The organism is Streptomyces sp. NPDC047525, from assembly GCF_040643025.1.
Taxonomy (GTDB): domain Bacteria; phylum Actinomycetota; class Actinomycetes; order Streptomycetales; family Streptomycetaceae; genus Streptomyces; species Streptomyces durmitorensis.
The window spans coordinates 114,899-140,533 of sequence record NZ_JBEYTL010000017.1 but is presented as its reverse complement, the minus strand read 5'-3'; the positions used below and the strand labels follow the sequence as shown (position 1 = coordinate 140,533).

The following is a 25,635-nucleotide window of genomic DNA, read 5'->3' as shown; positions in this document are numbered from 1 at the left end:
CCAATCCCCCGCAGCTACTCCGTACCGCTCGATTACTCCGTACCGCTGGATGTCGCCTTCAGCGACAGCCACAGCTCCATGCGGACGTCCGGGTCGTCCAGGGAGCGGCCCAGGATCTCCTCGACCCTGCGCATGCGATAGCGCAGCGTGTGGCGGTGGACGCCCAGGTCCGCGGCTGCCGCGTCCCACTGGCCGTGGCGCGAGAGCCAGGCGCGCAGCGATGCGATCAGGTCGCCGCGGCCGGTGGCGTCGTGTTCGAACAGGGCGCGCAGCAGACCGTCGGCGAACGCCCGTACCGCGTCGTCGGCGAGCAGCGGCAGGACCGAGCCCGCCGCGAGGTCCTCGTGCTCGACCAGTGCGCGGCCCCGGCGCCGGGCGATGGACAGCGCCTGGTCGGCCTGCTTGTACGCGGTGGCCGCCGCGATGGGTCCCGCGGGTGCGGAAAGCCCGAGGAGCAGAGCGGCCCCGTCGCCCGCGGCGCCCTCCGCTGCCTCCGTGCGCCCGGCCTCCAGCGTCTGCGCGTACGCCACGCAGGCCGCGGCGCCCGCGCCGCCGTCCACGACGAGCAGGACGAGCCGCTCGCCGTAGGGGACGACGAGGAGTGCCTCGCCGGCGCGGGCGGCGGCCGACTCGACGGCGTCCGTGAGCCCGGCGAACGGGTCGCCGTCCTCCGCGGCGGATGCGGGCACCTCGGCGACGACCAGGCGGAACGGCGCGTCCAGCAGGCTTCCGTACAGCTCCCCCGCCACCGTGCGGGCGTGGTCCGGCTCCCCGGCCAGCAGCATCCGAAGGACGGCGGAGCCGACGCGGCCCTCGGCGGCCTGGAGGGAGCGGTTGCGCTCGGTGGTGAGGGTGAGCAGCGCTATGGCCGAGTGCAGTGCGTACCGCTCGGCGGTGCCGAGGGTGGATGCCGTGCCGACGGCGAGCGCGGCGCGGGGGCGCCGTCCCGTGCCGATCGAGTGCAGCTCCACCCGGTCCTCGGCGCCCGCGACGACCGCGCTCGCCGGTGCCGCGCGGTCCCGCAGCCGCTCGACGTCGGAGGTGAGCCTGGCGGCCCGGCGGGTGGCCCACTCGGGGGCCGTGGCGACGACGGCGCCGGACGCGTCGTACAGCGCGGCCCAGCCGTCCACCTGACCGGCGAGCGCGCCGAGGAGCCCCTCGGGGCCGTCGCTCAGCGCCTGCTTGGTCAGCTCGCGCTGGGCGGCGAAGCCCGCCGTGACGGCGCGGTACTGGTCGGCGGCGATGGCGGCGGAGACGGCCTTGCTGATGGCGAGGAAGGGCGTGCGCCGCGGCACTTCGAGGAGCGGAAGCCCTTCATCCGCGGCTGCCGCGACCAACGCGTCCGGGATGTCCTTGTAATGCACGCCGACCGCGAACCCGAGCCCGACGACTCCCGCCGCCGCGAGCCGCTTCACATAGCGGCGCATCGCCTCCGGATCCTCCGCGTCCAGCTTGAGCGCGGTGATCATGAGGAGCTCGCCGCCCTCCATGTAGGGCACGGGGTCGGTGAGCTCGCTGGCGTGCGCCCAGCGCACGGGCGCGTCCAGATGTTCCTCACCCGCGCGCACGGTGAGCTTCAGTGCGGAGTGATGGACGAGGGAGGCGAGCGTGGGCGGCATGGGACCTTCAGGTCGGGTCAGCAGGTCAGGGCGGCAGGTCTGGCAGCGGCGGACGAGGCACGCGTGCCGGTCGGCCATTGAATCCCGGACGAGATGTGGATCTTTTGGCCGGTACGTATGAACGACCTGTGTCGATTCTGCCTCACCGTACGGTACGTACGGGACCGAATAGCCCGTACGTACATCCCTGCCTACGCCCCGGCGGCTAACCCCGAAGATCCACCAACAGGGGCGGCGCGTGCTCGCCGCGCACGTCGGTCAGGGAGAGGACGGCGTGGCCGGGGGGCAGGGAGTGGGCGAGGTCGGACGCGGACCAGCGCTCGCGCTCGACCTTGCGCACGGTGACGGCGTCCGTCGTGACCGCCTTGCCGGTGACGAGCTTGCGCAGGGAGTGCAGCGCCCGCGTCATCGGCTGATCGGCGAAGACCGTGTGCTGGGCGACTTCCTTGGTCTCGATCCACTCGGTGCCCCAGGCCTCGGTGAAGCGGCGCCCGTCCCAGGTCGTCACTCCGGAGAAGGCCATCCGGCAGCCGACCGCCGCGTAGAGCGGCCCCTGGAGCTGCTCCGGCACCTCACCGATGGTGCGCAGACCGAGCACGACGCCCGCGTTCAGCGACCGCAGGCGCTGGATGGCACGCACGCTCTCGGTGGTGAGGGTGCGCGCGGCGTCGTCCAGGATCAGGCAGGCGAAGTGCGGCCGCCGGGCACGGCCGCGCACGACGTACGCGAACTGGGCGAGCAGCAGCCGGGCGAGGAGCCGCGACGCCTCCTCGTGTCCGTGCTCCGGCAGATCCACCCTGACCCTCAGCGGGTGATGGACGACGGCGCGCATCGAGAAGGGGTGCCCCTCGCCGCCGGGGTTGAAGAAGTCGGCGAAGGCGGGCCGGTCGAGCAGCCCGAGGCGGTCGGCGAGGGCGGGACCCGGGTCGTTGGGAGAGCCCGACTGCCGGATGCGCGCGTCGAGTTCGCGGCGCATGGCGGTGTGCTCGCCCGCGGAGAGGCCTGTCTGGAGGTCGGCGAGGGCCGCGGGATCCCCTTCGAGCAGTTCGCGCAGCACGGGGACGGAGGGGAAGCGTCCATGGAGGAGGCGGTAGGGGCCGAGGAGCTGGGCGAGGGTGGTGGCGGCGCGGCGCGTGTCGACGGCTTCGAGGTCGCCGACCAGACCTTCGGCGAGGAAGGCGGCGGCCTCGTCCGCGTCGGCGCAGTCCGCGTACAGGTCGATGTCGTGCACGGACGCCGGATCGCCCGGCTTGACCACGACGTCGTACGCGTCGTCCGCGCCGAGCGCCGTGCCCGCCGCGCCCACGGCGACGACGGCGCACTGCCCGGTGAGAGCGCCCAGAGCCAGCGACTCGGCCACCGGACGCATGAGCCGGCCTGTCTTGCCCGCGCCGGACGGGCCCACCGCGAGCAGCGACGTGCCGAGCACGGCGGGATCGAGCGCGGCCTCGGCGTTGCGCACGGCGTAGGGATTGCGCTCGTCCTTCGCGAACCGGCCGATCCTGACCTGGCCGACGAGCAGGTCGTGGACGGCGGTGCGAGCGGGCAGGTCGCGCTGGCCCGAGGGGTGGACCCAGGCGGCGCAGCCGTGCCGGGCGACCGTGTCCACGAAGGTGTCGAGCGCGCCGGGGTCGGGCGCGGCCGTCCGCCAGGCGTGGTCCACGCGGGCGCAGTCGACGTCGTTCATACGTCCGCTGACCAGCTCGGCGGAGAGCAGGTCAGCGGCCTTGTGCTGTCCCGCCGCGCGCAGTTCGGGCCAGTGAGCGCGGGCGGGGGCGCCGGCGGGGCGCGGCGGGGTGACCCGCGGCCGGACCGGCGCGGCCTTGCGGTCGCGGACCGCCTCCCACCACCCGCCGATCCGGGCGAAGGGCCACAGCACCGCGAGGGTGATCACGACGTACAGGGTGTCGGTGAGGACGCGCGACTCGAAGACTTCGTAGCCACCGGCCACGAGCGCGATCAGGGAGAAGACGGGGTCGGCCACGGGCAGCGGCCGTGCGTCGAGACCGAGGGCGCTCGGCCAGACGAAGACCAGGGCGCCGACCGCCGCGACGGAGGCGAGCACGGCGCGGGAGGGCTGCGGGCGCCGCGTCACGAAGTGCCGGATCGAGTCGGGCCAGGCACCGAGCCGCCCGACGGTGTACACCACGGCGCCGAAGACAAGACCGTCGTAGACGACCCGCGCGTCCGTGGCCTGCTGCTGCTTGGGCTGAGCGCTGCCGGCCCACCACCATTCGCCCGGCGTGAACAGCTTCAGCGGGGCCCACTGGTAGGGGATGCTGCCCTGCCGCCACAGCGACCAGAACAGCAGGCCGAGCACGGTGGAGATCACCATGCCCACGATCAGGCGCCGGTCGGCGCCCTCGGTCTCGGCCTCGGGGGCGGGCGGGCGGTAGGCGTAGCGCCAGATGCCCGGAGCCGCCTCGGGGCGCGGCGCGGCGAGCCATTCGGCGACGGATGAGGCACTCCCGGCGCCGGGCGCCTGCCGAGGCATCGGCGGCGCCGCGGGGCCAGCAGGCCCCGCCGGGCGCGGCACCGGTGTGGCGTGTGTGCCGCGAGCGTCGTGCGTGCCTTCGGAGTCCATGGCCCTTGCCCCCTGACCAGCCAGCCTGTCGGTTCAGTCGTCAATCTAGTGCCCCCGCAGGGGTAGTTCACCGCATACGCGCCCGGGACCTGCGGCGACACCCTGCCCCGCACGCACCGCCGAAGGGGACGAAAGCCGCACCCCGCCCACCCGCCGCTATGTCCACCACGGACAACCGCCACGCCGAACAACTCCCCCGTGGAGCATGCCCGCCCCCACCCTCCGCCCCTAACCTGCGAAAGAAAGCAGCAACGAAAGCAAGCATCGAGCGTCCGCCTCGCCCCACCCCCAGGAGCACCCCATGACCGCACTTCCGCAGGAGCGCCGCGTCGTCACCGCCATCCCCGGGCCGAAGTCCCAGGAGCTGCAGGCCCGCCGTACCGCCACGGTCGCCGGTGGCGTGGGTTCCGTGCTGCCTGTCTTCGCGGCGCGCGCGGGTGGCGGCATCATCGAGGACGTCGACGGCAACCGCTTCATCGACTTCGGCTCCGGCATCGCCGTGACGTCGGTCGGCGCCAGCGCCGAGGCCGTCGTACGCCGCGCGACCGCGCAGCTCGCCGACTTCACCCACACCTGTTTCATGGTCACGCCGTACGAGGGCTACGTGGCCGTCGCCGAGCAGCTCGCCGAGCTGACGCCGGGCGACCACGCGAAGAAGTCCGCGCTCTTCAACTCCGGCGCCGAGGCCGTCGAGAACGCCGTCAAGATCGCCCGTGCGCACACCAAGCGCCAGGCCGTCGTCGTCTTCGACCACGGCTACCACGGCCGTACGAACCTCACGATGGCGCTGACCGCCAAGAACATGCCGTACAAGAACGGCTTCGGTCCGTTCGCGCCCGAGGTCTACCGCGTCCCGGTAGCGTACGGCTACCGCTGGCCCACGGGCGAGGAGAACGCCGGGCCCGAGGCCGCCAAGCAGGCCATCGACATGATCAGCAAGCAGGTCGGCGCCGAGAACGTCGCCGCGATCATCATCGAGCCGGTGCTCGGTGAGGGCGGCTTCATCGAGCCCGCGAAGGGCTTCCTGCCCGCGATCGTGCAGTTCGCCAACGACAACGGCATCGTCTTCGTCGCCGACGAGATCCAGTCCGGCTTCTGCCGCACCGGCCAGTGGTTCGCGTGTGAGGACGAGGGCATCGTCCCGGACCTGATCACGACCGCCAAGGGCATCGCGGGCGGCCTTCCGCTCGCCGCCGTCACGGGCCGCGCCGAGATCATGGACGCCGCGCACTCCGGCGGCCTCGGCGGCACCTACGGCGGCAACCCGGTGGCCTGCGCCGGTGCGCTCGGCGCCATCGAGACCATGAAGGAGCTCGACCTCAACGGCAAGGCGAAGGCCATCGAGGCGACGATGAAGGCCCGCCTGAGCGCCATCGCGGAGAAGTACGACATCGTCGGCGACATCCGCGGCCGTGGCGCGATGATCGCCATCGAGCTGGTCAAGGACCGCGCCACGAAGGAGCCGAACCCGGAGGCGACGGCCGCGCTCGCCAAGGCCTGCCACGCCGAGGGCCTGCTCGTCCTCACCTGCGGCACGTACGGCAACGTCCTGCGCTTCCTGCCGCCGCTGGTCATCGGCGAGGACCTCCTGACCGAGGGCCTGGACATCATCGAGGCCGCGTTCGCGCGCGTCTGATCGCATACGACCAGAAGTACGACCGGAAGCACTCGGCGGAGCCGGGATCACCCCAAAGGGGGAAGATCCCGGCTCCGCATGTATCAGCACATGCCCTGACGTGTGTGTACAGCGCGCGGTGCCAGACCCGTGACCTGGGGTGACCGTCAGGGCATGTGAAGAACGTGTGCGAGCCCCATGACGGGTTGCCGTTCCGCCTGTCGGCCCGCCACCACCTGACGTACGGTTTCTGCAGATGAGAGAAACACCCCGCCCACAGGGAACTGTGGGCGACACCTGGACGGAGCCTCCCCAGCCCCGTCCTGGTCGTGCCCTCGCGCACACACCCGGAGCTTCTGGCTCCGGAACTCCTCACCGATCGGATGGCCGCCCGCCCCAAACCCCCCGGGGCGTGCGGCACACCGGTCAGGACGGCCGCCTCGGAACTACCCCCCCTGTTCCGGGGCGGCCGACCACTTTCCTCTTCTGCCTCTGCGCGCTGTTCTTCGCGCTCATCACCTGGCAAGTGATCGCCGACGGCCCCCTCCGCGACGCGGACGAGCGGCTCGGCCCCTGGATCACCGGCAGCCGCCTCCCGGACGGGGCCGCCGAATTCCTCGCCGATCTGGGCGGGGTCGCCGTCGCCGCCCCGGTCCTCGCCGCCGCCATCGCCTACGCCGCCTGGCGTGGCCACCGCGCCGGCGCGTTCCGCTGGTGGCTCGGCCCGGCGACCGCCGCCGTGGCCATGGTCGCGGTCCCGGTCCTCGTGATCCCGCTCAAGGAACTCATCGGCCGCACAGGACCCCCCGGCACGGACGGCACCGGCTACTACCCCTCGGGCCACACCGCCACGGCCATGGTCGCCTACGGAGGGGCGACGCTGCTCCTGCTGCCGTACCTGCGCGGCCCGTACGCACGCCGTGAACTGGTCATCGCCTGCGCCCTGTTGAACTTCGGGGTCGGCCTCGGGCTCATGCGCCGGGGCTATCACTGGCCGCTGGACGTGGTGGCCAGTTGGTGCCTGTTCGGGATGGTGCTGCAGGTGATGGCGCTCGTGGTGGCGCGGTACGGCCGCCGCGCCACCGATGCGGACGAGGAAGCGGCTGAGCCGGCGTGACTCAGCCGAAGTAACCGTCGAAGTTCTTCGAGAACTCCCAGTTGTTGTGGCGGTCCCAGTTGATCGACCAGGTCATCAGGCCGCGCAGGCCCGGCCAGGTGCCGTGTGTCTTGTACGAGCCGCAGTTGGTGCCCTTCGTCAGGCAGTCCAGGGACTTGTTGACCTCGGTCGTGGGGACGTGGCCGTTGCCCGCGTTCGTCGATGCGGGCATGCCGATGGCCACCTTCTCCGGGGGCAGCGCGGGGAAGACGTTGTTCGTGTCGCCCGCCACGGGGAAGCCGGTGAGCAGCATGTCGGTCATCGCTATGTGGAAGTCCGCGCCGCCCATGGAGTGGTACTGGTTGTCCAGGCCCATGATCGGGCCCGAGTTGTAGTCCTGGACGTGCAGCAGCGTGAGGTCGTCGCGCAGGGCGTGGATGACCGGGAGGTAGGCCCCGGCGCGGGGGTCCTGGCCGCCCCATTTGCCGGTCCCGTAGAACTGGTGGCCGAGCTGCACGAAGAAGGTCTCGGGGGCCATCGTGAGCGTGAAGCCGCTGCCGTACTTGGCCTTGAGGGTCTTGACCGCCGCGATGAGGTTCACGATCGAGGGGGTCGTGGGGTTCTTGAAGTCGGTGTCGTCGGCGTTCAGCGAGAGGGAGTGGCCCTCGAAGTCGATGTCCAGGCCGTCGAGTCCGTACTCGTCGATGATCGCGGAGACCGACGAGACGAAGGTGTCGCGGGCCTGTGTGGTGGTCAGCTGGACCTGGCCGTTCTGGCCGCCGATGGAGATCAGGACCTTCTTGCCCGCCGCCTGCTTGGCCTTGACCGCCGCCTTGAATTCCTCCTTGGACTCCACGTTCGGGCACTCCGTCTGCGGACAGAGGCTGAAGCGGATGTCGCCGGACGCGGCGGAGGTGGGTTCGCCGAAGGCGAGGTCGATGATGTCCCAGCTGTCGGGGACGTCCGAGAGCCGCGTGTAGCCGGAGCCGTTGGCGAAGCTCGTGTGCAGATAGCCGACCAGGGCGTGGTCGGCAGCAGCCTTCGGCACCGGCCCCGTCGAGGGGCCCGCCGAGGCCTCGGCGGCGAGCAGGCCGGACGCGGCGAGCGCGCAGGCCGTGGCCGCTGCCAGGGTGAGACGTCTGATGCGGCGCACAAGGGGACGCACAAGGGGACGCGGCGATGAACGGTCCACGACTGCCTCCGGGCATGGGGGGATGGGAGGGTGGGCCGCTCAATTTGGTCCAGACCAATCAAGTTGTCAAGGCCCCGTCAAGCCTTCGCCGGGCGGCGGTCCGTCTCAGTGACTCCCCCGGCTACTCCCCCGGCTACTCCCCCGCCTGCTCCCCGTCCCGCGGCGCCAGTTGGGCCGCCGCCTCGTGCATCGCGAGTTCGAGCAGTGCCGGATCCGTCAGCGTGCCCGAGCCGTCGGGCGGTACGAGCCAGCGGACGCCGCCCGTGGCGCGCCCCGGGTAGGGGACCACGATCCAGGTGCCGTGGCCCGCTCCGCGTACGCCTGTGCCGAGCCAGCGCGCGACCGTGCCCGCCGGCACGAAGAACCCCATGCGGGAGTCCCCGAAGTCGGCGAGCACCGGGCCCGGACGGTCGATGCAGCGGGTCAGTACGTCGAGCGTCGGATAGCCGAGTTCACCGGGAAGGATGAGTACGTCCCAGAGCCTGCCCGCGGGAAGGAGCGCGACCCCCAGGGGGTTGCGCTCCCACTCCCAGCGGCAGGCCTCCGGATCCGGCGCCACCGACACCAGCCATTCGACCGCCGACTTCGCTCCCGAGCCCGAGCCAGTCATGGCGGGACCTCCCTCTTCCTGTGCTGCAGCTGTGCATGTCACAGGAGAGAGGGGGTTCGGGCGGCAGCATTACGCGGGTTCCGGGAACTTGTTGACGAATCGTCGACAGAAAGCCGGTCCAAGCCCCGGAGCAGGTCAGGTCAGCTGTCGAAGCCCAGGCCCAGCTTGTCCATGGTCTTCAGCCACAGATTGCGCCGGCCGCCGTTCTCGTCGGCCCGCGCCAGGGACCACTTGGTCAGCGCGACACCCGTCCACGCGAACGGCTCGGGCGGGAACGGCAGCGGCTTCGTGCGCACCATCTCCAGGGACGTGCGTTCCGTGCGCTCGCCGGAGAGCAGGTCCAGCATGACGTCGGCGCCGAAGCGGGTGGCCCCGACACCGAGCCCGGTGTACCCCGCCGCGTACGCGACGCGCCCCGCGTGAGCCGTGCCGAAGAACGCCGAGAAGCGCGAGCACGTGTCGATCGCGCCGCCCCACGCGTGCGTGAACCGGACGCCCTCCAACTGCGGGAAGCAGGTGAAGAAGTGGCCCGCAAGCTTCGCGTACGTCTCGGGGCGGTCGTCGTGCTCGGCGCGCAGCTTGCCGCCGAACGGATAGATCGCGTCGTAACCGCCCCACAGGATGCGGTTGTCGGCGGAGAGCCGGAAGTAGTGGAACTGGTTGGCGCTGTCGCCGAGTCCCTGGCGGTTCTTCCAGCCGATGGCCGCCAGCTGGTCCTCGGTCAGCGGCTCCGTCATCAGCGCGTAGTCGTAGACCGGGACCGTGTACGCGCGCACGCGCTTGACCAGCGAAGGGAAGATGTTCGTGGCGAGCGCCACCTGCCGGGCGCGGACGCGGCCGTAGGGGGTGCGCACGGCCATCCCGGCGCCGGACGAGGCGAGTTGGAGCGCGGGCGTGTGTTCGTAGACGCGTACGCCCTTCTCCAGGCAGGCGCGCTTCAGGCCCCAGGCGAGCTTCGCCGGGTGCAGCATGGCGACGCCCTCGCGGTCCCAGAGGCCGCCGAGGAAGGTCGGCGAGTCGACGTGCGCGCGCAGGGCGTCCGCGTCGAGCAGCTCGGAGCCGCCCGCCAGGCCGTGCTCCGCCATCTCCTCGTACATCTCGTGCAGTTCGGCGAGCTGGTGCGGCTGGGTCGCCACGTCGATCTCGCCGGTGCGCTCGAAGTCGCAGTCGATGGAGTAGCGCTTGACGGCCGCCTCGATCTCGTCGAGGTTGCGGGCGCCGAGCTCCTCCAGCTTCGCGATCTCGCCGGGCCAGCGGGACAGGCCGTTCGAGATGCCGTGCGTCAGGGAGGCGGCGCAGAAGCCTCCGTTGCGGCCGGAGGCGGCCCAGCCCGCCTCTCGGCCCTCGACCAGGACCACCTCGCGGTGCGGGTCGCGCTCCTTGGCGATGAGCGCGGTCCACAGTCCGCTGTAGCCGCCGCCGACGACGAGCAGGTCGCACTGCTCGTCGCCGGTGAGGGCGGGTTCGGCGCGTGGCTTGCCGGGGTCGTCCAGCCAGTACGAGACCGGCTGGGCGTCGGAGAGGGACTTGGTGAAACGGGTCATGGCGCTTGGGGCCATGATTTCCACTCCTTCAGAACTGTCGGGTGTTACCGCGCCTGCTTGTTGCGGCGCTTGGAAATGATCATGCCGCCGAGCACCAGGAGAACGGCGACGAGGAACATCGCCGTACCGATGACATTGATCTGAACGGGCGTACCGCGCTGTGCCGATCCCCAGACGAACATGGGAAAGGTCACGGTCGAGCCCGCGTTGAAATTCGTGATGATGAAGTCGTCGAAGGAGAGCGCGAAGGCGAGCAGCGCGCCCGCCGCGATTCCCGGTGCGGCGATCGGCAGCGTGACCCGGACGAAGGTCTGCACGGGGCCCGCGTAGAGGTCCTGCGCGGCCTGTTCCAGGCGCGGGTCCATGGACATCACGCGCGCCTTGACGGCGGTCACCACGAAGCTGAGGCAGAACATGATGTGGGCGATGAGGATCGTCCAGAAGCCGAGCTGCGCGCCCATGTTGAGGAAGAGCGTGAGCAGCGACGCTGCCATGACGACCTCGGGCATCGCCATCGGCAGGAAGATCAGCGAGCTGACCGCGCCGCGCGCCCGGAAGCGGTAGCGGACGAGCGCGAAGGCGATCATCGTGCCGAGTACGGTCGCGCCGATCGTCGCCCAGGCCGCGATCTGCAGGCTCAGGCTGAGCGAGCCGCACATGTCGGCGACGCCGCAGGGGTCCTTCCAGGCGTCGAGCGAGAAGTCCTGCCAGGCGTAATTGAAGCGCCCCTTCGGCTTGTTGAAGGAGAACACCGTCACGACGACGTTCGGGAGCAGCAGATACGCGAGTGTCAGCAGACCCGCGATGACGACGAATTTGCCGCGGAGCCAGCGGAAGAAGGCAGCCATCAGACGAGATCCTCCGTCCCGGACTTACGGATGTACACGGTGACGATGACGAGGATCGCCGCCATGAGGATGAAGGAGAGGGCCGCGGCCGTCGGGTAATCCAGAATGCGCAGGAACTGCGTCTGGATGACGTTGCCGACCATGCGGGTGTCGGTGGAGCCGAGCAGATCCGCGTTCACGTAGTCGCCCGCCGCGGGGATGAAGGTGAGCAGCGTCCCGGAGACGACGCCCGGCATGGAGAGCGGGAAGGTCACCTTGCGGAAGGTGGTGGACGGCTTGGCATAGAGGTCGCCCGCCGCCTCGTGCAGCTTGCCGTCGATGCGTTCGAGCGAGGTGTAGAGCGGCAGGATCATGAACGGCAGGAAGTTGTACGTGAGTCCGCAGATCACCGCGAGCGGTGTGGCAAGGACCCGGTCGCCCTCCGTCACGCCGAGCCAGCTGGTGACGTCAAGGACGTGCAGCGAGTTCAGGGCGCCCACGAGGGGGCCGCCGTCCGCGAGGATCGTCTTCCACGCCAGCGTACGGATGAGGAAGCTGGTGAAGAACGGCGCGATGACCAGGACGAGGATGAGGTTGCGCCAGCGGCCCGCGCGGAACGCGATGAGATACGCGAGCGGATAGCCGAGCAGCAGACACAGGATCGTGGCGGCGCCCGCGTACATCACCGAGCGCAGGAACTGCGGCCAGTAGTCGCTCAGGGCGTCCCAGTAGGTGGCGAAGTGCCAGGTGACCTTGAAGCCGTCTTCGAGCGACCCCGTCTGGACGGACGTCGACGCCTGGTAGACGAGCGGCAGCGCGAAGAAGACGACGAGCCAGAGGATGCCGGGGAGCAGCAGCCAGTAGGGGACGAGCCGTCCGCGCTTGCGGACCTTGCGGGTCTTGCGGGGCGCCTCGTCCGGCTCGCCGGCCGGGGGCGCTTTGGCGAGGGTGGTCGTCATGCGGAGGCGTCCTCCTCGACCTTCTCGACGCCCGCCTCGATGTCCTGGGCGGCGTCCAGGCCGAAGGTGTGGGCGGGGTTCCAGTGCAGGACGACCTCGACGCCGGGGACCAGGCGGGTGTCGCGCTCGATGTTCTGGGCGTAGACCTCGAAGGCGTCGCAGAGCGGGCTGTCGATGACGTACTGCGTCGATACGCCGATGAAGCTGCTGTCGGCGATGCGGCCCGTGATGCGGTTGCGCCCCTCGGGGATCTGGCCCGCCTCGTCGGCGTGCGTGAGGGAGATCTTCTCGGGGCGTACGCCGAGGATGACCTTGCCGCCCGTGGTGGTCGGCGCCGTACATCGCGTCGCGGGCAGCGTGAGCTTGCCGTCGCCCGCCTTGAGGGTGAGGTCGTCGCCGCTGCGGCCCGCGATCTCGGCCTCGATGAAGTTCGACGTGCCGAGGAAGTTGGCGACGAAGGTGGTGCGGGGGTTCTCGTAGAGGTCGGCGGGGGCGCCGAGCTGTTCGACCTGGCCCGCGTTCATCACCGCGACCTGGTCGGCCATCGTCATGGCCTCCTCCTGGTCGTGCGTGACGTGGATGAACGTGATGCCCACCTCGGTCTGGATGCGCTTGAGTTCGAGCTGCATCTGGCGGCGCAGCTTGAGGTCGAGTGCGCCGAGCGGCTCGTCGAGGAGCAGCACCTTGGGGTGGTTGATCAGGGCGCGGGCGACGGCGACGCGCTGCTGCTGGCCGCCGGAGAGCTGGTGCGGCTTCTTGCGGGCCTGCTCGCCGAGCTGGACGAGGTCGAGCATCTCGCCGACCTTGCCCTTCACGGACTTGATGCCGCGGCGGCGCAGGCCAAAGGCGACGTTCTCGAAGATGTCGAGGTGCGGGAAGAGGGCGTACGACTGGAAGACCGTGTTGACGGGCCGCTTGTACGGCGGCAGCGCCGTGACGTCCTGCTCGCCCAGGTGCACGGTGCCCGAGCTGGGCTCCTCAAGACCCGCGATCATGCGGAGCGTGGTGGTCTTGCCACAGCCGGACGCGCCGAGCAGCGCGAAGAAGGAGCCCTGCGGCACGGTGAGGTCGAGCGGCCGGACGGCCGTGAAGGAGCCGTACGTCTTGCTGATCCCGGTGAGGCGGACGTCGCCGCCGTGTTCTGTAGCAGTCGTCATGGTGCGTCCAGGGGGGTCGAGGGGACGGAAAGGGAGGGCGCGGGAACTACGGACGGGCGTGGGCGCACCGTCTAGGCACCGGTCAGCTTGGCGAACTTCTCCTCGTACGCCGTCTCTTCCTTCGGCGTCAGCGAGCGGAATCCGTGGGACTTCGCGGCCATCTCCTTGTCCGGGAGGATCAGCGGGTTCGCCGCGGCCTTCTTGTCGAGCTTCGCGAGCTCGGGGCGCACACCGTCCACGGGGCAGACGTAGTTGATGTACGCGGCGAGGCGCGCGGCGGGCTCGGGCTCGTAGTAGTAGTCGATGAGCCGTTCGGCGTTCTTCTTGTGCCGCGCCTTGTTCGGGACCAGCAGGTTGTCCGTGGACGTGATGTAGCCCTGGTCGGGGATGTGGAAGGCGATGTCGGGGTTGTCGGCCTGGAGCTGGACGATGTCGCCCGCCCAGCCGAGGCACGCGGCGAGGTCGCCCTTGTCGAGGTCCGACGTGTAGTCGTTGCCCGTGAAGCGGCGGATCTGCTTCTTGTCGACGGCCTTCTGGAGGCGGGCGATGGCCGCGTCGAAGTCGTCGTCGGTGAACTTCGCGGGGTCCTTGCCCATGTCGATGAGCGTCATGCCGACGCTGTCGCGCATCTCGGAGAGGAAGCCGACGCGCCCCTTGAGCTTGGGGTTGTCCAGGAGCTGCGAGACGGAGGTGATGTCCTCGCCGTCGGTCGCCTTCTTGTTGTACGCGATGACCGTGGAGATGCCGGTCCAGGGGTACGAGTAGGCCCGCCCCGGGTCCCAGTCCGGGTTGCGGAACTGGGCGGCCAGGTTCGTGTACGCGTGCGGCAGGTTGGCCGGGTCCAGTTTCTGGACCCAGCCGAAGCGGATGAGCCGGGCCGCCAGCCAGTCCGTGACGCAGATGAGGTCGCGTCCGGTGTCCTGGCCCGCCGCGAGCTGCGGCTTGATCTTCCCGAAGAACTCGACGTTGTCGTTGATGTCCTCGGTGTACTTGACCGTGATCCCGGTGCGCTTCGTGAACGCGTCCAGGGTGGGGCGTCGTTCGTCGTCGTCGACGTCCATGTACTCGGTCCAGTTGGAGAAGGTGATCCGCTTCTCCTCGGCCGAGTGGTCGTCGGACGTGACGTCGCCCTGGCCCTTGCTCGCTGCCGGGATCCCGCAGGCACTGAGCGCACCGAGACCGCCGACGGCGAACGCGCCGCTCGCGGAGGCGCGCAGCAGGGAACGGCGGGTCAGGGCGGCCCTGCCGTTCCTGAAGCTGCGGTGCATGGCGGCCAGTTGGGCCGGGGAGAGGGGTTCGGGCTCGTACTGCTCCATGCGCTTGGTTGCCCTTTCGGGAGGATGGGCGGCCGCTGGTCGGGCGGCCTTCCAGCAATCGGCTATCGGTCCCCGAAGACGGTGCGGTGCCAGTCCTTGCGGACCACCGCGGTGTTGTCGAACATGACGTGCTTGATCTGGGTGTACTCCTCGAAGGAGTAGGCGGACATGTCCTTTCCGTAGCCGGATGCCTTGTATCCGCCGTGCGGCATCTCGCTGAGGATCGGGATGTGGTCGTTGACCCACACGCAGCCCGCCTTGATCTCGCGCGTCGCGCGGTTGGCGCGGAACACGTCGCGGCTCCAGGCGGAGGCGGCGAGTCCGTACGGGGTGTCGTTCGCGAGCCGGATGCCTTCCTCGTCGGAGTCGAAGGGCAGCACCACGAGCACGGGGCCGAAGATCTCGGACTGCACGATCTCGCTGTCCTGCGCGGCGTCGGCGATGAGGGTGGGCTTGTAGAAGGCACCGGGGTGGTCGAGCGCCTCGCCGCCGGTGACCACGCGCGCGTAGGAGCGTGCCCGGTCGACGAAACCGGCGACGCGGTCGCGGTGGACGTGCGAGATGAGCGGCCCGAGGTCCGTGTCGTCGGCGAAGGGGTCACCGAGCCGGACGGTCTCCATGAGCGCGGCGACGCCGTCCACGAAGGCGTCGTACAGCGGACGTTGCACGTACGCGCGCGTGGCGGCCGTGCAGTCCTGGCCGGTGTTGATGAGCGCGCCGGCGACCGCGCCGTGCACGGCGGCGTCGAGGTCGGCGTCGTCGAAGACGACGAAGGGCGCCTTGCCGCCGAGCTCCAGGTGCAGCCGCTTCACGGTGGAGGTGGCGATCTCGGCGACACGCTTGCCGACGCCGGTGGACCCGGTGAAGGAGGTCATGGCGACGTCGGGATGCCCGACGAGCCGCTCTCCGGCATCGCGCCCCGCCCCGCTGATGATGTTGACGACACCGTCCGGGATGCCCGCCTCGGTGGCGGCCTGCGCGAAGAGGAGCGAGGTGAAGGGGGTGAGCTCGGCGGGCTTGAGGACGATCGTGTTGCCCGCGGCGATGGCGGGCAGGACCTTCCAGGCGGCCATCTGGAGGGGGTAGTTCCAGGGCGCGATGGAGCCGACGACGCCGATGGGCTCACGCCGTACGTACGAGGTGTGGTCCCCGCTGTACTCCCCTGCCGACTGTCCTTGCAGATGCCGTGCCGCTCCCGCGAAGAAGGCGGCGTTGTCGACGGTGCCCGGTACGTCGAACTCCCGGCTGAGCTTGATGGGCTTGCCGCACTGGAGCGACTCGGCCTGCGCGAACTCCTCGGCGCGCTCGGCCAGTACGCCGGCGAAGCGGTGCATGGCGTCGGAACGCTCGCCGGGGGTCGCGCCCGCCCACTCGGGGAAGGCGTGCGCGGCGGCGGCCACCGCGGCGTCGACGTCCTTCTCGCCCGCCAGTTCGTAACGGTGGACGTCCTCGCCCGTGGCCGGGTCGACGACGGCGTGGGAGCGCCCTGAGGTGCCCTTGGTCAGCCGTCCCGCGATGTACTGCGCGCCGTCCGCGAAGTGGTCCTGCGCCTGGAAGTTGTGCATGACGCTCTCCTCCGCCGTCGTCCCCGTCCCAGGGGGTCGGCGTAGCTCCAGATCGATTTGAGTGCCGATCCTGACAGAGCAGTGGTACTCCAACAAGTGATTCCGTTGTTGCCTTTTGGTTACGCGACGGAATCTGTCGACCAGGTGTCGAGTCCTCCTGGAAAACCCAGGACGGAATGTCAGTGGTGCGTGCCAGACTCGCGTGCATGACGAAGATCGACTCGGTGGACGCGCTGGTCCACGCGGTGCGTGCGGGGGAACGGGTCAAGTATCTGCACTTCTGGGGGCACCGGCCGCGGCAGGACGGGACGCTCGGTTCGAGCTGCCTGAGCCAGTGGTGGCCGGCGCCGTTCACCGTGGACGGGGTGGAGTACGGGACGGCTGAGCACTGGATGATGGCATCCAAGGCCCGCCTCTTCGCCGACCCGGAGGCCGAAGCCACGATCCTCGCCGCGCGTACGCCCGCGGAGGCGAAGAACGCGGGGCGCCTGGTGCGAGGCTTCGACGAGGCGGTGTGGGACCGGGAGCGGTTCGGGATCGTGGTCGAGGGCAGCGTCCACAAGTTCGCGTCGACCGAGCCGCTGCGCTCGTTCCTGCTCGGCACGGGCTCGCGGGTCCTGGTCGAGGCGAGCCCGATGGACCGCATCTGGGGCATAGGCCTGGCGGCCGACGACGAGCGGGCCCAGGACCCGGAGAAGTGGCGGGGGCCGAATCTGCTGGGCTTCGCGTTGATGGGGGCGCGGGAGCGTTTGCGCTAGCTCCTCGGCCGGGGGCCTTGTCCCGAGGGCTTGCGTCGGCCGGGGGCCTGGTGCCCCCGCCCAGGGACCTTGCGCCTGGGCGTCCTGCAAGTTCTCCGGCCCGCCCACGCGATTGCCCGGCGTCACCAGGCTCTTCGCCCATCCTGCACTGCGAGGTAATCGGGTGGGCGGGCGGGAAAGATCCGCCGCGAAGCGGCGGTTCAGAGCGCCCCCGGCCCTAGGAGCCGACGACCAAGGTCGTCGAATAGCTGCTGCCGTCGTCCGAGGCCCCGTCCTCCTCGAAGACGTCGTCCGGTGTCACGATCAGCACCACCAGCAGAGCCACGCCCAGGACGATGCCCGCGATCCCGCAGATGATCCCGGCCAGCGCCTGACCGGAGTTCGTCGCCTCGCCCCGCTTCGCCCTGCCGCGTCCGATCGCCCCGAAGATGATCGCGAGGATGCCGAGCACGATCGCCAGGGGCCACAGGCAGAAACCGGCGGCCGCGATGATCCCGAGGACGAGCGCGGTCACGCCCATCCCGTTGGCGGGAGCCATCGGCATCGCGGGCCAGCCGTACCCGGGCGGGCCCTGCCCCTGGTAGCCCGGGTAGCCGGGATAACCGGGGTAGCCCTGCGGCCCGTGCGCACCGGCGCCCTGGTGGCCTCCCGGAAACCCGGGGTACCCGTAAGGCACCTGCCCCGGCCCCTCAGGCCCGACCGGAGGCGGCGGCACCGGCTCCTCACCCTGAGGCCCCGCCTGAGGCTGAGGCTGAGGCTGTTGCTGTGAAGAGGGCTGCTGCCAAGAGGGCTGCTGTGAAGGCGGCGCGAAGGGCCCGCTCCCCGGCTGCCCCTGCCCGGACGGCGCGGACGGCGCCGCCCACGGATCCCGCTTCTCCAACGGCACCGGTCCAGAAGCCGCCCCCGAAGCCGACCCCGCCCCCGGCGCCCCAGCCGCCCCCCGCGCCCCTTCGTCCTCCGGCGGAGCCCACGGGTCCCGCCCCTCGGGCGCACCCGAGCCCCTACCCGAGCCCGCCGAACCCTCAGACATCCCGCGTCACCTCTTTCATACGTTCCGTCATGCTACGGCCACCGCCCCCGGCCGAAGGCGCGCCACTTACGATGATCCCCGACCCACCGATCAGCCGATCAAATCCGTTCCTGGGGAGGAAACCGTGACCGATCCGCGCAGCACCCGTGAGCCACGCGACCCGCATGCCTTCATCGCCGGACTGCCCAAGGCAGAACTGCACGTGCACCACGTCGGCTCGGCGTCCCCCCGCATCGTCTCGGCCCTCTCCGCCCGCCACCCCGACTCCAAGGTCCCCACGGACGTGGAGGCCCTCGCCGACTTCTTCACGTTCACGGACTTCGCCCACTTCGTCCAGGTGTACCTCTCGGTCGTGGACCTGGTCCGCACCGCGGACGACGTACGCCTGCTCACGTACGAAGTCGCCCGCGACATGGCCCGGCAGAACATCCGCTACGCCGAACTGACCGTCACCCCCTACAGCTCCGTACGTCGCGGCATCGACGACCGCGCCTTCATGGACGCCATCGAGGACGCCCGCAAGGCCGCCGAGGACGAGCTCGGTGTCGTACTGCGCTGGTGCTTCGACATCCCGGGCGAGGCAGGGCTCGAGTCCGCCGAGGAGACGGTGCGGCTCGCGACCACCGACAAGCTGCGCCCCGAGGGCCTGGTCTCCTTCGGGCTCGGCGGGCCCGAGATCGGCGTGCCGCGGCCGCAGTTCAGGCCGTACTTCGACCGTGCGATCGCGGCGGGCCTGCACTCCGTGCCGCACGCGGGCGAGACCACCGGGCCCGGCACCATCTGGGACGCCCTGACCGACCTGCGCGCCGAGCGCATCGGCCACGGCACCAGCGCCGCCCAGGACCCGAAGCTGCTCGCCCACCTCGCCGAGCACCGCATCCCGCTCGAGGTCTGCCCGACGTCGAACATCGCGACGCGCGCCGTCGCCACCCTCGACGAGCACCCCATCAAGCAGTTCGTCGCCGCCGGCGTCCCGGTCACCATCAACTCGGACGACCCGCCCATGTTCGGCACCGACCTCAACAACGAGTACGCGGTCGCCGCCCGCCTCCTCGACCTCGACGAACGGGGCATCGCGGACCTGGCGAAGAACGCCGTCGAGGTGTCGTTCCTCGACCCGGCGGGCAAGGCGAAGCTCACCGCGGAGATCGACACGTACACGCAGACCTGGCTCGCCCCCTAGGCCCGGCACCACAATGGGCCCATGCGCACCGTGACAGCCGTGGCCCACCGAGGCGATCCCTACCGCGTCCGCGAGAACACCCTCCCGTCCCTGCGCTCCGCGCTCGACCGGGGCGCGGACGCGGTGGAGATCGACGTCCGCCTCAGCCGTGACGGCGTCCCCGTCCTGCTGCACGACGCGACCCTCAAGCGTCTGTGGGACCTCGACCGCCCGCTGTCCGCGCTCTCCGCGGACGAAGTGCGCGGCCTGACCGACCGCGGCGTACCCACCCTGGAAGAAGCCGTCGCGGCGACCGAAGGGCACCGGCTGATGGTCGATCTGCCGGGCGCGACGCCGGAGTCCGTACGCGTGGTCGTCGGCGCCATCGCGGACTGCGGGGCGGCGGAGCGTACGTACTACTGCGCGGGCGCCCGCACGATGCTCGCGGTGCGCGCTGCGGATCCCGCCGCCGAGATCGCCCTGACCTGGACGAGCCTCGCACCGCCGCGCCCGGCCGTGCTCGACGCGGTCAAGCCCCGCTGGCTCAACTACCGCTTCTCGCTCCTGAACCGCGAACTGGCCGTCCACGTGCAGCGCCAGGGGCTGCTCGTCTCGGCCTGGACCCCGGACACGAAGCGCTCGATGCGCCGCCTCATCGACATCGGCGTCGACTCGATCACGACCAACCGCGTCGACACGCTGCACGCCCTGCGGGCACAGTCCGACGGCGCACCCTCGTAGCCGGGCGGTCCCTCAACTAGCTTGTGGTCCATGGGGAACAGCGACGAAGACAAACGGGAAGAGCCGCTCTTCGTGTACGAGCGCGACGAGCGGGGCTACCGCGGCCACCGTCTCAATCCGCGGCATCCCGTCGGCCGCATGCTGACCATCGCTCTCCTGGTCGGCGTCGTCCTAGTCATCCTGCTCATGGCGAAGTGACGTCCCCCGCCCCGAGGTCATCCGCCGAAGCCCCCTAGGGGGATCACCGCCAACACCCCTGACACATATGGGTGTTGCCCCCTCAGGGAACACCGGGACCCCGCCCTCCCCAGTGAGGATCCGACCCGGCTCGCAGGTCACCAGGATGGGAAGCACCACACCACAGCCCACCCTGGAGTCACACCGTGCAGTTCCGCGCCCGCACCGCCCTCGCCGCCGCCCTCGTCATCGGCCTCACCGGCGCCGCGACCGCCCCCGCCCTCGCGCACTCCCCCACCCGTCCACCGGCCGCGACGGCTCCCGCTCAGGACTCCGCGCCCGACAGCAAGGCCCTGCGCAAGGCGATCAAGGGACTCCCGGACACCGACGCGACCTCCGCCCTCGTCCGTGTCGGCGGCACGGACGGGACCTGGCGCGGCAGTTCCGGCGTACACGACCTGGTCACGGGCCGGAAGGCCGACCCGCACGGGCGTTTCCGCGCCGGGTCGACGACCAAGATCGTGACCGCGGCGGTGGCGCTGCAGCTGGCCGCCGACGGCGAGCTGGACCTCGACAGACCGGTGCAGCACTACATGCCGGACCTGTTCCCGAAGGGGAAGCCGCACCAGGAGTTCGAGCCCATCCCCGTCCGCAGCCTCCTCAACTACACGAGCGGCCTGAAGTCGGGCGACGGCTTCGACGACGAATACGCCCACCGCTACGACACGTTGAAGCCGCAGACGGTCGTCGCATCGGCCATCGCCAAGGGCCCCGAGCACGACCCGGGCGACGAGCAGCACTACCGCAACATCGGCTACACCGTGCTCGGCCTCCTGATCGAGCGCGTCACCGGTGACTCGTACGCCGACCAGGCCGCCCGGCGGATCTTCAAGCCCCTCCACATGCGCGACACCTACTTCCCCGGCGCCGACCCCCGCATCCGCGGTCCGCACAACCGCGGCTACCAGAGCATGAAGCAGCCGGACGGCACCACCCGCCTCGTCGACGTGACCGAGTGGAACCAGTCGGACCGCTTCGCGGCGGGCGACATGATCTCCTCCACCGCCGATCTGGAGGTGTTCACCCAGGCGCTGTTCGACGGAGAGGTCGTGCCGGAGCCGCAGCTGAAGGAGATGTTCACCCTGCCCGAGCTGGCGCCCGGCGTCCCGGAGGCCTCCTTCGGAGCGGGACTCCAGCGGATGAAGGTCGACGGCAAGGTGCTCTGGCTCAAGACCGGCTCCCGCTACGGCTACACGAACATGATCGCCTCCACCGAGGACGGTTCGCGCACCCTCGTCTACTCGGTCACCGCGACCGACGCCAAGGGCGCGACCATGAACCCGGTCGCCGAGCGGATCGCACGGGCCGCCTTCACCCGGGCCGAGGTCCCCAGCAAGCCCCTCGGCCAGGGCTGAGCCCTACGTGACGCCCGTCATGCTCGCGAACACCGTGACGTTGTTGGGGTAGTAGTGCCGGTCCGCGTCGAACTCGCCGCCGCAGGTGATCAGGCGCAGCCCCGCGTGGTCGATGTTCTTGTACACCTCCAGGGTGGGGAACTTCTTCTTCGGGTACTCCTCGACGCGGTCCACCGTGAAGGTCGCCGTCCTGCCGTCCTCGCGGGTCACCTCGATGGCGTCCCCCGCCTTCATGGTCTTCAGCCCCTTGAAGACGGCGTCCGCGCCGTCCCAGGTCACGTGTCCCGCGATCACCGCCGGGCCCTGGGAGCCGGGGGCGGGGCCCGGTTCGTACCAGCCCGCCAGATCCGGGTTCTCGGGCGTGGTCATCTCCCCCTTCTTGTTCTGCCCCAGCGTCTCCAGCTCGCTCGTCACGCCCAGGGAGGGGATGGCCACGCGCCGGGGCGCCGACCGCTCCAGGGCCGCGACGGCGTTCCCCGGCTGCTCCGGCTGCTCCGACTGCTCCGACTGCTCCGACGATTCCGACGACTCCGCCGACGGTGTGCTGTCGGTGCTGTCGCCCTCCGCGCCGTCTTGCGCGGCGCTCTGGCGGGGGGCCGCCTGCGAGGCGGCCGGGCTGTCCTGACCTGCGCACGCGGTGAGCAGCAGGGCCGCGGCGACGGCGGCGACCACGGCGGCGGAGGCATGCCGGACCCCGGCCCACACCCTGCGCACCGAGCGGCTCACGCGGCGTCCCCGGTCTTGGCGACGGCGGCGACGGCTACGGCGGCGACGGGCGCCGTCTGCCGACGCCGACGCGCGAGGACCAGCAGCCCCGCTGCCGTCAGCGCCGCCGTCCCCGCGGTACCGATCACGGCACCGGAGGACATGCCGCCGCCCTCGGCCGGGCCACTGCCGGTCTCGACCCCGCCGACGGGTACGGATCCGACGGCCGCGCCCTTGACCACACCGCAGTTGGTCGGAGCGGTGGCCTCCTGGGGAAGCTTCGGGTCGAGTTCGCTCTTGCCCGCGCCCTCGAAGTCGTACTTGCCGTTGTCGTTGCGGTCGATGCCGTGCTGCACGATGTGCAGGTCCTTGATGTGGTCCACCACGTCCTGCCCGACCGTGATGGTCCGCTTGTAGGAGACCTTGCCCTGCGCGTCGGCCACCGGCATCCGGTCCACGGCGAGTCCGCTGCCCGCGTCGGTGCCTCCGGACTCGGTCAGCGAGATGTTGATGTCGCCGTAGTGGACGGTGGCCTCGGTGTTGTCGAGGATGCCGTCGCCGTTGGTGTCGTCGCCGTCGTCCGGGCACTGGAAGTCGTGGCCGTCGGTGGACCCGTGCAGATGCTGGGCCGACGGCTGTCCCGGCACCATGCCCTCGGACTTGATCCACACGGTCAGCGCGTTGCCGCGCAGGCTCAGGAGGGCCGTTCCCGTGGAGCCTGAGTCGTTCAGCGACGCCAGGTCGATCTGGTAGGCCGGGGTGTCCGCCGCGAACACCGGGGACGACACGGCCACGGTGAGAAGGGCGGCGGGCAGAGCGGCGAGCGCCGCGAGCAGGCCGATTCGCTTGGGCATCACGTTCGTTCCTTTTCCGCGGCACCCGACGGGACGGGAAGGCCGCACATCGCACCTACGTGGGCATCAACTCTCCTTAGCTGCACGGCAGTTGGAGGGACGGACGAAGCGGATACCGTCGGCCTCCGGTTGCGCGCCATGCAGTTACCTATGAAACGCAACGAGACTCTTGGGTGTTCAAAACGAGCGCGAGGATCTGCCCTGGACCGTCGCCGACTTACCCTTGAACGGCCGCCCTTGTACGTTCACGCAGGCCACCTCCACGCCTTCGCCGACCCGCCCCGTGGAGTACTGGCGGATGCTGTCCGAGGACTCGTTCATGCCCGTCAGGAAGGCCCTGCGCCGACGGCGTTCCTGAAGGCGTCGGCGCAGCCCGGCGGGGAGCGGTGGCCTCACCACCGGTCCCAGTGCAGCACCTGCTCCCGAGGAATCCGCTTCGCGGGCCTGAAGTCCGCGCCGACGGTGTGCGCCACGGGGATCAGGGCAGCCTGCATCACCTCCCCGAAGGGGATGCCGAGGATGCGGGCGGCCTCCTTCTCGTTCGCGACATTGCCGGACGTCCAGCAGGTGCCGAGGCCACGGGCGCGGGCCGCGAGCATGAAGCTCCAGACTGCCGGCAGGATCGACCCCCAGGTCCCCGCCTGGTGGACGACCGCCGCGCCCTCGGTTCGGCCCTCGACGCAGGGGACCACGAGCGCCGGAACCTCGTGCAGATGCTCGTAGAGGTGCGTGGCGCCGGAGAACACGCGGTCCATGACTCCGGGTTCGACGTTCATGCGCGGGATGTCCCGCTCCGGGATCGCCGGTGAGGTGCCGGGAGCGGAGACGCCCGCTCGCCAGGCATCGGCCAGCGCCGCGCGCCGCTCCGGATCGGTGACGATCACGAAGTGCCAGCGCTGACGGTTGCGTCCGGTCGGCGCCTGCACCGCCAAGTCGACGCATTGCGCCAGGAGTTCACGGGCCACGGGTCGGGCGAGATCGAGCCGGTGGCGTACCGCGCGGGTGGTGGACAGGAGCTGGTCGGAAGAGAGGTCGAGTGCCATGCGTTGACCTTCACGGGCGAGCGGGCGGGGAGGCAACGGATCGCTTCCACTGAGTGAAAGCCCACGGGAGATCGGGGTGGCGGCATGGGTGGGCGGCATGGGTGAGAGCGTGGCCGGGCGGGTCTTCTCGGTGCTCGACGCGTTCGCGGAGGGACCGGACACCTTGCGTCTGACGGACATCGCGCGCCGCACGGGCCTCCCACTGCCGACCGCGCTGCGGATGGTGCGGGAGCTGGTCGCCTGGGGTGGACTCGAGCGCGCCACGGACGGCTCCTACCGTCTGGGGACGAGGATCAGGGCGCTCGGCGCGGCAGCGCCCTGCCCTCGCGGTCTCCTCGACGCGGCGCTCCCCGCGCTGCGGCAGCTGTCCGCCCGGACGGGCGGGCACGCGGACGTGGCGGTGGAGTCGGACGGGACGGCACTGTTCCTGGTGAGCGGCGAGCGGTTGCCGCTGCATGCGACGGCCGCGGGCAAGGTACTGCTTGCGGCAGGCCTCGGGAACGTACGCGAACTGACCCGTCACACCCCACACACCGTGATCGCCCCCGCCCGCCTCGCGGCACAACTGACAGCTGTCCGCACGGCGGGACTCGCCGCGGCCCACGAGGAGTACCGACTCGGTGAACTCGCTTATGCGGCGCCGGTGTTGCGCGACGGGACCACCGTCGCGGCCGTCACGGTCACCGCCCGAACGGGGACCCCTGCAGCACGTCTGGTCACTGCCGTACGGGAGGCCGTGACCAGGATGGGCAAGTGGCCCCAGGCCGCACGAACGGGGCATGATCAATAGCCTCAGGAGTCAGCAGGAATCAGCAGGATCCAGCAGGCGGCCCCACCGCCGTGCGACGGATCACGGGGTGGAGGAATGTCGGCCATGGCATCCGCATGGGACTGGGAGAGCGGCGAAGGCCTGCTGCGCATCGACGACCCCGCCGACTGGGACGCGGCTCACGAGCGCGGCGAGCGCCGACTCGGCACGGCCGCGATCGGCCTGGCCTTCAACTGCTCGCTGGCGGAGGCCTCTCCACGCATCATCAGGGCGATGCAGTTGGCGGACCGCGGTGAGCGGGGGTTCGCGTTCACCGCGGCGGGCGCCGCCGCGCGGCTCAACGGCGCGTTGACACCTGAGCTGTACGCCGCGCTGCAGGCCGAGGGCCACGGCGGCTTCGCCGAGACCGCCGTCGACGACACCCTGACGTTCGTGCCGTTCCGGCAGCTGCCGCCGTGGTTCAAGTGGCGGAAGGTGGCGTCAAGGGTGCAGGACAAGCTGGAGGTCTGGCGGATGCGGTCCGATGACGCGGTCAGCGCCGTCCGGAAGGCCCTGCGCCGACGTCGCTCCTGAGAGCGGCCCTCGTTCGTCACCGGAGGCGCGGGGTCGTCCGCTGCCGACTGGTCCGCTCCTACCGCACGGCGGGCCGGATCGCCGAAGCAAGGGATCAGTTCCGGACCGCGCTCGCCGTGCCCGGCGCCGACCGGTATCCCAAGGAGCATCCGCAGGCGGTCGAAGGCTCAGCCGCGCCACGCAGTGAACTGACCCGCCTCATTGCATGACTTCGCGCCCTCGACGTGGGTTGGGTTTCTGGGATTTCGCGGCCTCCGGCACGCGCGGTGACACCTCGCATGGGACCATGGGAGAAGTACACGCGCTCCTTTTCAGCGCGGAGGA

General features: G+C 70.7%; 23 protein-coding genes and 1 pseudogene. 9 read left to right on the top strand and 15 right to left on the bottom strand.

Annotated elements, in window-relative coordinates:
* Positions 1-32: 32 nt before the first annotated feature.
* Positions 33-1,619, bottom strand: coding sequence for a PucR family transcriptional regulator (locus ABZ833_RS36175; RefSeq protein ID WP_361056084.1), 1,587 nt, complete (start codon positions 1,617-1,619; stop codon positions 33-35).
* Between the two features lie 205 nt (positions 1,620-1,824).
* Entirely contained in the window at positions 1,825-4,203 is a 2,379-nt protein-coding gene (locus ABZ833_RS36170) for an ATP/GTP-binding protein (protein ID WP_361056080.1), read from the bottom strand.
* A 301-nt stretch (positions 4,204-4,504) separates the two neighbouring features.
* On the opposite strand from ABZ833_RS36170, the gene gabT reads away from it, so the two are divergent.
* A complete protein-coding gene (gene gabT / locus ABZ833_RS36165) occupies positions 4,505-5,839 on the top strand; it encodes a 4-aminobutyrate--2-oxoglutarate transaminase (RefSeq protein ID WP_361056077.1) in 1,335 nt (444 codons plus the stop codon).
* Positions 5,840-6,230: 391 nt separating this feature from the next.
* A complete protein-coding gene (locus ABZ833_RS36160) occupies positions 6,231-6,935 on the top strand; it encodes a phosphatase PAP2 family protein (protein WP_361056074.1) in 705 nt (234 codons plus the stop codon).
* A gap of 1 nt (position 6,936) precedes the next feature.
* Here the strand turns inward: ABZ833_RS36160 and ABZ833_RS36155 are convergent.
* The 8 genes and pseudogenes from ABZ833_RS36155 to ABZ833_RS36120 all read right to left on the bottom strand — a co-directional run.
* Positions 6,937-7,941 (bottom strand): annotated as a pseudogene (locus tag ABZ833_RS36155) (chitinase); the annotation flags it as partial.
* 298 nt (positions 7,942-8,239) lie between these two features.
* Positions 8,240-8,716, bottom strand: a complete 477-nt coding sequence (locus ABZ833_RS36150; RefSeq protein WP_249587428.1) for a hypothetical protein — start codon at positions 8,714-8,716, stop codon at positions 8,240-8,242.
* A gap of 140 nt (positions 8,717-8,856) precedes the next feature.
* Positions 8,857-10,275 carry an FAD-dependent oxidoreductase gene (locus ABZ833_RS36145; protein WP_361056070.1) on the bottom strand — a complete coding sequence of 473 codons (1,419 nt, stop codon included), beginning with the start codon at positions 10,273-10,275 and terminating at the stop codon, positions 8,857-8,859.
* A 29-nt stretch (positions 10,276-10,304) separates the two neighbouring features.
* The gene (locus ABZ833_RS36140) at positions 10,305-11,108 is read right to left on the bottom strand and encodes an ABC transporter permease (RefSeq protein WP_361056067.1); all 804 of its coding nucleotides are present in this window, start codon (positions 11,106-11,108) and stop codon (positions 10,305-10,307) included.
* Positions 11,108-12,046 (bottom strand): ABC transporter permease, encoded by a 939-nt coding sequence (locus tag ABZ833_RS36135; protein WP_361056064.1) that lies wholly within the window; start codon positions 12,044-12,046, stop codon positions 11,108-11,110. Before ABZ833_RS36135 ends, ABZ833_RS36140 begins: the two co-directional genes overlap by 1 nt.
* Positions 12,043-13,203 carry an ABC transporter ATP-binding protein gene (locus tag ABZ833_RS36130; protein WP_361056060.1) on the bottom strand — a complete coding sequence of 387 codons (1,161 nt, stop codon included), beginning with the start codon at positions 13,201-13,203 and terminating at the stop codon, positions 12,043-12,045. The genes ABZ833_RS36135 and ABZ833_RS36130 overlap by 4 nt, the downstream gene beginning before the upstream one ends.
* Before the next feature lie 71 nt (positions 13,204-13,274).
* Complete coding sequence (locus tag ABZ833_RS36125) at positions 13,275-14,519, bottom strand: extracellular solute-binding protein (RefSeq protein ID WP_361056057.1); 1,245 nt, start codon at positions 14,517-14,519, stop codon at positions 13,275-13,277.
* A 62-nt stretch (positions 14,520-14,581) separates the two neighbouring features.
* The gene (locus tag ABZ833_RS36120; RefSeq protein ID WP_361056054.1) at positions 14,582-16,084 is read right to left on the bottom strand and encodes a gamma-aminobutyraldehyde dehydrogenase; all 1,503 of its coding nucleotides are present in this window, start codon (positions 16,082-16,084) and stop codon (positions 14,582-14,584) included.
* A 176-nt stretch (positions 16,085-16,260) separates the two neighbouring features.
* Between ABZ833_RS36120 and ABZ833_RS36115 the strand changes: the two genes are divergently transcribed.
* Positions 16,261-16,842: an NADAR family protein gene (locus ABZ833_RS36115; RefSeq protein WP_361056051.1), complete on the top strand. Its 582-nt coding sequence runs from the start codon at positions 16,261-16,263 to the stop codon at positions 16,840-16,842.
* Between the two features lie 217 nt (positions 16,843-17,059).
* On the opposite strand, the gene ABZ833_RS36110 is transcribed toward ABZ833_RS36115, so the two are convergent.
* Positions 17,060-17,518 carry a DUF4190 domain-containing protein gene (locus ABZ833_RS36110; RefSeq protein WP_361056048.1) on the bottom strand — a complete coding sequence of 153 codons (459 nt, stop codon included), beginning with the start codon at positions 17,516-17,518 and terminating at the stop codon, positions 17,060-17,062.
* 478 nt (positions 17,519-17,996) lie between these two features.
* On the opposite strand from ABZ833_RS36110, the gene ABZ833_RS36105 reads away from it, so the two are divergent.
* The 4 genes from ABZ833_RS36105 to ABZ833_RS36090 all read left to right on the top strand — a co-directional run bounded on the left by ABZ833_RS36105 (position 17,997) and on the right by ABZ833_RS36090 (position 21,367).
* Positions 17,997-19,055: an adenosine deaminase gene (locus tag ABZ833_RS36105; protein WP_361056045.1), complete on the top strand. Its 1,059-nt coding sequence runs from the start codon at positions 17,997-17,999 to the stop codon at positions 19,053-19,055.
* 21 nt (positions 19,056-19,076) lie between these two features.
* A complete protein-coding gene (locus ABZ833_RS36100) occupies positions 19,077-19,775 on the top strand; it encodes a glycerophosphodiester phosphodiesterase (RefSeq protein ID WP_361056042.1) in 699 nt (232 codons plus the stop codon).
* Between the two features lie 30 nt (positions 19,776-19,805).
* A complete protein-coding gene (locus tag ABZ833_RS36095) occupies positions 19,806-19,973 on the top strand; it encodes a hypothetical protein (protein ID WP_361056039.1) in 168 nt (55 codons plus the stop codon).
* Between the two features lie 185 nt (positions 19,974-20,158).
* Positions 20,159-21,367 (top strand): serine hydrolase domain-containing protein, encoded by a 1,209-nt coding sequence (locus tag ABZ833_RS36090; RefSeq protein ID WP_361056036.1) that lies wholly within the window; start codon positions 20,159-20,161, stop codon positions 21,365-21,367.
* Positions 21,368-21,370: 3 nt separating this feature from the next.
* Here the strand turns inward: ABZ833_RS36090 and ABZ833_RS36085 are convergent, their stop codons facing one another.
* The 4 genes from ABZ833_RS36085 to ABZ833_RS36070 form a co-directional block, all read right to left on the bottom strand.
* On the bottom strand, positions 21,371-22,093 hold the full coding sequence (locus ABZ833_RS36085) for a class F sortase (RefSeq protein ID WP_361056033.1): 723 nt from the start codon (positions 22,091-22,093) through the stop codon (positions 21,371-21,373).
* Entirely contained in the window at positions 22,090-22,926 is an 837-nt protein-coding gene (locus ABZ833_RS36080) for a hypothetical protein (RefSeq protein ID WP_361056030.1), read from the bottom strand. Before ABZ833_RS36080 ends, ABZ833_RS36085 begins: the two co-directional genes overlap by 4 nt.
* Before the next feature lie 177 nt (positions 22,927-23,103).
* On the bottom strand, positions 23,104-23,247 hold the full coding sequence (locus ABZ833_RS36075) for a hypothetical protein (RefSeq protein WP_361056028.1): 144 nt from the start codon (positions 23,245-23,247) through the stop codon (positions 23,104-23,106).
* A 71-nt stretch (positions 23,248-23,318) separates the two neighbouring features.
* Complete coding sequence (locus ABZ833_RS36070) at positions 23,319-23,969, bottom strand: nitroreductase family protein (protein WP_361056026.1); 651 nt, start codon at positions 23,967-23,969, stop codon at positions 23,319-23,321.
* 97 nt (positions 23,970-24,066) lie between these two features.
* Here ABZ833_RS36070 and ABZ833_RS36065 point away from each other — a divergent pair, with 97 nt between their 5' ends.
* A complete protein-coding gene (locus ABZ833_RS36065; RefSeq protein ID WP_361056023.1) occupies positions 24,067-24,759 on the top strand; it encodes an IclR family transcriptional regulator C-terminal domain-containing protein in 693 nt (230 codons plus the stop codon).
* 84 nt (positions 24,760-24,843) lie between these two features.
* Positions 24,844-25,311: a hypothetical protein gene (locus tag ABZ833_RS36060; RefSeq protein WP_361056020.1), complete on the top strand. Its 468-nt coding sequence runs from the start codon at positions 24,844-24,846 to the stop codon at positions 25,309-25,311.
* Positions 25,312-25,635: the final 324 nt, after the last annotated feature.